We start from the raw sequence: 6,000 nt of genomic DNA on the forward strand, positions 1-6,000 counted from the left end.
TCCCATCGAGTAAAGACTTGCCAAAGTCTAATAAAGGGGTTCAGGGAGTCTCTCGGGGAAAATCCACAGAAGCTGTGGATAACACGGTGGACAACACTCATTGATCTTTTCCAAGTGTCGATGCCCTCTGGCCTCGACTCGAACTGATGCTTTTTTCGCCAGAAAAAACTTCTTGATTTTCATCTATTTAGATGCATCATGCAGATCATGGACAGGGGATCCGGCGCCGGCTCGGATGGACCTTGCTGGCATTTTTCATCGATTGGACACAAAACTACGCCTTGATCTTGCTCCAGCGGGCCACCACCCTTGGCCGAAACCAGGCTTGAAAGGAACCCGTGGATGACGGCTCGCCATCCAGGATGGCGCAGTGCCGGGCGGATCGCACTGGTCGGCGCCCTCCTGATCGCCGCTCTGGCCTATGGCAATCATCGCTGGCAGCACTTCCTCCGCGCCCAGGGCATCGAGCGGCTGTCCTGGCAAGGCCTGCGCTTCGCCTTCAGCGGCCCCACCCTGCAGCGCCTGCAACTGGAGCAGCTCCAGGCCGACGGCGGCCACCTGCAGATCGACGCCGAGCGGCTGACGCTGGACTGGCCAGAGCATGGCGATGAAGGCTGGCAGCTGCCGCAGCTGCGCATCGCCCACCTGGAACTGGACTGGCAGGCAGCCCCCTCCAGGGAGGACTCCCCCGCGGCGGGCCTGCAGAGACTGAACGGTCTGGCCAGCCTCCCCCGAAACCTGATGATCGACGCCTTCAGCGCCCGGCTGCCCTGCGCCAGCGGCCGCTGTCTCCTGCAGGGCTCGCTGCAGGCGCGCCATGCGGGCGCCCGCCTACTGCCGGCGAGCTTAGAGTTCCAACTGCAGTACCAGGAACAACGGCTGACGCTGCATGCTGGCCTCGATGGCCGGCCCGACCTGCGAGAACTGATGCTGCAGGGCCGCCTGCTGCTCAATGACCAGCTCCGTGCCCGCCTGTCCAGTAGCCTGAGCAGCAGCGGCATGGAACAAACCTGGCAGGGCGAACTGACCGTGCCGGGCTTGCCCGAGGCGCCTTGGCTGCGCGACTGGCTCGGGCAGTGGCTGGGGCCCTTGCCGACGGACGCAACGCAGCCTCTCCAGGCCATGCAGTTGGAGGCCGATTGGCAGCTCCAGTGGCCGCAGGGTCCGCTGGAGCTGCGGCGGCTGCGTGAAGCAGCACAGGGTGAGGCCCGTCTCCGCGCTCGACTGTCCGAACCCTGGCCGCTGCCCGGGCTTGGTCTGCTGCAGGGCGATCTCGCCCTGGAACTGGCGGGCGGCGCGGGAGACTGGCTGCCCCGCCAGTTGCAAGCCGATCTCCGTCTGACCCAGCCGCAGGGTGCCTGGCTGGAGATACTTCCCGAGGCCCTGTGGCCAGAAGCGCTGCAGCTGCAGATCACGCCCCTCGCCGCCCGGCCCGGCAAGGCTGCGGACGACACACCACTCCTGCCGCTCAGCCTGCAGCTGCGCGGGCAAGGCCCGGCGCGGGTGGCGCTGCAGGGAGAGCTGCGCATCGCACCCCGGCTGCCCGACTGGCGTATCGAGCTGGATGCCGGCGTGATCGAGGTCGACGCGCCACGGCTGCAGTTCTCCGACACCCGCCTGGAGCGGCTGAGCGCTCGCCTGCGACTCGCCGGCCGCCTCGACCGCAAACGCCTGCGGCTGGCCCTGGACAAAGGCTCGCGCTTCAGCCTCGAACGGCTGGCCCTGGCCGAGCTGCGCCTGGAGCAGCTGCAGGGCGAACTGGCAGGTCTGCGCCTTGCCGCCGAATATGCCGGTGGAATACTCCACGCCCCACAGCTGAGCGGCCCGCTGCGCCTGCTGACGCCGCGCCTGAGCCACCCCCGCCTGCATGCCCAGGGCTGGAGCTGGCAGGGTCGCCTCGACGCCGGACGCGAGCGCCAGCAGTTCAGCGGGCAGCTGCAGGGCGAGCAGGGACTGGGCGTGGATCTGCAGCTGCAGCGCAGGGCCGACGGCACGCTGGCCCTGGACGCCCGGATGACGGAAATTCTCCTGCGCGCCGGCAACCCTCTGGCCGCGACGCTGGCCGACTGGCCAACACGGCTCGAACTGGACAAGGGCCGCCTGCAGGGCAATGCCCGCCTGCGGCTGCGCCCCGACGCTCCGCTGCTGACCGAGCTGGAGCTGCAACCGGAAGGCCTCGCAGGGATCTACGACCGCATCGAACTGAACGGCCTGAGCGGCCGCCTGCATGCGCGATTGCACGGGCCGCGCCTGAATCTGCAGCTGGCCGAGCTGGAGGTAGCGCGTCTCAATCTCGGCCTTCCGCTCGGCCCACTGCGCCTGCGCGGCCAGTACTCGGCAAGCCTGGCGCAGCCGCTGCGCGGTCGGCTCGACTGGCAGCAGGCGGAATGCGCCCTGCTCGGCGGGCGTGCCTGGCTGGCTCCCGCCAGCCGGGAGCTATCGGCGGGCTCGGCAACCTTTGCGGTTCAGCTCGAAGGCCTGCAGCTCGGCGAGCTGTTTCGCCTCTACCCAGCAGAGGGACTGGCCGGACTGGGCACCCTGGACGGACGCCTGCCGCTGGTCATGGGGCCGGCCGGCGTGCGCATCGAGCAGGGCCGGCTGGCTAATCGCAACCCTGGCGTGCTGCAATTTCGCTCCGAGAGGATCCGCGCCCTGGCCCGCACCAATCCGGCCATGAAGCTGGTGGCCGACGCCCTGGAGGACTTCCATTTCAGCCGACTGTCCAGCGACCTCGGGTATGATGAGCTAGGCAAGCTGCACATGGCTCTGCACCTCGAAGGACGCAACCCCAGCCTGGAAAAGGGCCGGCCGATCCATTTCAACATCAATCTGGAAGAGGATATCCCCGCCCTGCTGACCAGCCTGCAGCTCACCGACCGCGTCAGTGAAAGCATCCGGCAACGCGTGCAGCAAAGCCTGCGAAAAAATTCCGACGCCCCCTGACTGGAGAAACCCATGCGCCTGCGTCACCTGCTCGCCGTCCCGCTGCTGGGCCTGCTGGTCGCCGCCTGTACGCCCACGGTGCAGCTGGCCGTCCCCGACGAGCCGATCAACATCAATCTCAACGTGAAGATCCAACACGAAATCTACGTCAAGGTGGACAAGGCCTTGGACGACATCATCGACAAGGATAGCGGCCTGTTCTGAGGAGATTCCCATGAAAGCCTGCTCACGCATCGCAACTCTGCTGGTCGTGCTGGGCCTTGCCCTGCCAGCCCTGGCGATGAATCTCAACGAGGCCATGGGGGCCCTCTCCGGCGCCAAGGCCCGCGGCCATCTGGGCGAAATGCCCAACGGCTATCTCGGCGTGGTCAGTGCCAGCGGTCAGGCCGAGGACATCGCCCACCTGATCAACCAGGCGCGACGCGCCGAATATCAGCGTCTGGCCAAGGAAAACGGCATCCAGCTGGGCGATGTGGAGGCCATGGCCGGGCAGAAGGCCCTGGACAAGACCCCGAGCGGCCAGTACATCCGCCTCAACGGCAAGTGGATACGCAAATGAATCCGTCCGACGAAGCCCCACCGACACTCGCGGCCAACGACCTCGAGCAGATCACGGCAACGACCCTGCAGCACTACGCGGCATCCGCCGAAGCCTTTCGCGAGGGCACTCGCGACCACGACGTGAGGCAGAACGTCGCCGCCTTGCTGCGCCACATCGAGGCGCCGCCGCCCTTCGCCATCCTCGACCTCGGTTGCGGCCCGGGACGTGATCTCAAGACCTTCTGCGCCCTCGGCCACCAGCCCATCGGCCTGGACGGCTGCCCCCGCTTCGTCGAAATGGCCCGTGCCGACTCGGGCTGCGAGGTCTGGCAGCAGGACTTCCTGCAGCTCGAGCTGCCGGCCGAGCGCTTCGACGGCATCTTCGCCAACGCCTCGCTGTTCCATGTCCCCGCCCAGGAGCTACCCCAGGTACTCGGCAAGCTGTATGCCGCGCTCAGGCCTGGCGGCGTGCTGTTCAGCTCCAATCCCCGCGGGCACAACGAAGAGGGCTGGAATGGCAACCGTTATGGCAGCTATCACGACCTCGACGCCTGGCGCCGCCACCTGGGCGCCGCCGGCTTCGTCGAACTCGAGCACTACTACCGTCCCGCCGGCCTGCCACGCGACCAGCAGCCCTGGCTCGCCAGCGTCTGGCGCAAGCCAAGGGCCTGACGCAACCGCAAGGCTCAGGGAATCAGCGCCGGCTGACTCGCATGGCTGTTGCCCAGCCGGCGGAAGGCGTTCGGCGACATGCCGGTGAGGCGCTGGAAGAATCGCGAAAAATAGGCCGGCTCGGAGAAGCCCAACTGGTCGGACAACTGGTTGATGGTCATGGCGCTGTAGATCAGGTTGCGCTTGGCCTCCAGCAGCAGCCGCTGATGCAGGATCTCCAACGCCGACAGCCCGCAGAGCTGGCGGCAGATACTGTTCAGATGCGCCACTGAACGGTCTCGTGGGTGTGCTGCTCTACCGACAGGTGCTCGCGATAGTGCCGCTCGACCCGTTGCATGAACGCGCCGAGATTAGCCGCGGCTGCGGTCCGGTCCGCCCGGCGTCCGCGCCAACCGGATAGCAGGTGACCCGCTCCAACGCTCGCAACCGACCGCTCAGCTGTGCCTGCTGCTGCTGCACATACGGCAGCTGAAACAGGTCGCCGTGACGATGCGGATGGATTTCCCCGTGGTGCGGCCGGTTGCGCACCGGGATGGACTCGATGTGCAGCAGATCCAGTGTCGGCCAGGCCAGGTCCTCGCCATAGAGCTTAAAAACCAGCCCTTTCAAGGTCTTCGGCCGAACGCCGATCGGCTGCTTGCCGGCAAGGCTGTAGGAGCAGATTTATCTGCGATTGGCGGCAAGAGCAGAAGCATCGCGAATAAATTCGCTCCTACCGAAGCGGTATCAACCTCACTCCCCCGGCTCTTCCCCCATTGGAAAGTGCAAGACCTTGAAAGGGGTGAGCTTAAAAACAGGTACGTCGAGAGAGACTCGCTTCACGCCCCAAGCCTACCCAAGCAGCGCCGCATACCACAAAGGCATTGCTTGATAATCGCACTAAGTAACGAAAAATCCGGAACAAAAGTCAGAACTCTCTATTCAAGCCCAACCCTCTCCGGCAAAAAATGCAGGCCAACAATCACAAGAAACGCACCCTGCCCATCGCAGGACAGGGATGCACAGAAGGAGAGACAATCCCATGAAAACCCAGGCCGCAAGCATCGGCGCCGGTCTCTCCGACCTCCTGCTTGGGCAACTGCTCCATCGTGCCGGTATCGACAATGTCATTGTCGAACGCCAGACTCCCGATTACGCCCTCGGCCGCATCCGTGCCGGCGTCCTCGAACAGGAGATGGTCGATCAGATGCGCGAGGCCGTCGTCGCCGTGCGCATGGACCGGGTGGGCCTGATCCATACCGACTTCGAGATGTTCTTCGAGGGTTGCCGCGAGCACATCGATCTGCAGGGCCTCACTGGCGGCAAGACCGTGGTGGTCTACGGCCAGACCGAGCTCACCCACAACCTGATGGATGCCCGCCAGGCCAGCGGCGCGCCCATCATCTACGAAGCCACGGCGTATCGCGCCAGTCGATTCCGCAGGAAATACGGAGCCATTTCGAGCGCGTCTATCCGTTCGGCTGGCTGGGCCTGCTCTATGGCCTGTTAACACTACTCTCCGCAAGCCGCGTTGCCGCGCCAAATGGCGCTAGGCGAGGCGCGGGACGCAGGGAATGGCATTCCCTTGCCAAGTCCCGCAACGACGCATGGCGCCATTTGCCGCGCAACCCGCAGGGACGGGCCTGTTTTTGCGCGATGTGTCGTTGCTCGTCGTTCATTTGGAATGACCAAACTTCTCTCCTCGCGCCTAACCCCGCGCAAAAACAGGCTCCGTCGCGGCCGCGTGGAGTAGTGTTAACAGGCCCTAGCACTACAGTTGCATTTTTGAAATGAGATGAGCCCGCCTGGCCCCGGCCTGATGAGCCCTTCGCCAACATGACCAGGCAATGATCTGTGCCGGATCGA

At 65.2% G+C, this 6,000-nt stretch carries 4 protein-coding genes and 2 pseudogenes; 5 read left to right on the forward strand and 1 reads right to left on the reverse strand.

Features of this window, described 5'->3' with window-relative positions; genetic code table 11:
* Positions 1 to 342: 342 nt before the first annotated feature.
* The 4 genes from ACYVD0_RS20680 to ACYVD0_RS20695 are packed head-to-tail and all read left to right on the forward strand — an operon-like array spanning position 343 to position 4,155.
* A complete protein-coding gene (locus tag ACYVD0_RS20680; RefSeq protein ID WP_460428537.1) occupies positions 343 to 2,943 on the forward strand; it encodes an intermembrane phospholipid transport YdbH family protein in 2,601 nt (866 codons plus the stop codon).
* 12 nt (positions 2,944 to 2,955) lie between these two features.
* Positions 2,956 to 3,147, forward strand: coding sequence for a YnbE family lipoprotein (locus ACYVD0_RS20685; RefSeq protein WP_460428538.1), 192 nt, complete (start codon positions 2,956 to 2,958; stop codon positions 3,145 to 3,147).
* Positions 3,148 to 3,157: 10 nt separating this feature from the next.
* Positions 3,158 to 3,502, forward strand: a complete 345-nt coding sequence (locus tag ACYVD0_RS20690) for a YdbL family probable chaperone protein (RefSeq protein ID WP_460428539.1) — start codon at positions 3,158 to 3,160, stop codon at positions 3,500 to 3,502.
* Entirely contained in the window at positions 3,499 to 4,155 is a 657-nt protein-coding gene (locus ACYVD0_RS20695; RefSeq protein WP_460428540.1) for a class I SAM-dependent DNA methyltransferase, read from the forward strand. The genes ACYVD0_RS20690 and ACYVD0_RS20695 overlap by 4 nt, the downstream gene beginning before the upstream one ends.
* Before the next feature lie 14 nt (positions 4,156 to 4,169).
* On the opposite strand, the pseudogene ACYVD0_RS20700 reads toward ACYVD0_RS20695, so the two are convergent.
* Positions 4,170 to 4,785, reverse strand: a pseudogene (locus ACYVD0_RS20700) (helix-turn-helix domain-containing protein).
* 391 nt (positions 4,786 to 5,176) lie between these two features.
* On the opposite strand from ACYVD0_RS20700, the pseudogene ACYVD0_RS20705 reads away from it, so the two are divergent.
* Positions 5,177 to 5,631 (forward strand): annotated as a pseudogene (locus ACYVD0_RS20705) (FAD-dependent monooxygenase); the annotation flags it as partial.
* Between the last annotated feature and the right edge of the window lie 369 nt (positions 5,632 to 6,000).

This window comes from Azotobacter armeniacus, assembly GCF_054779355.1.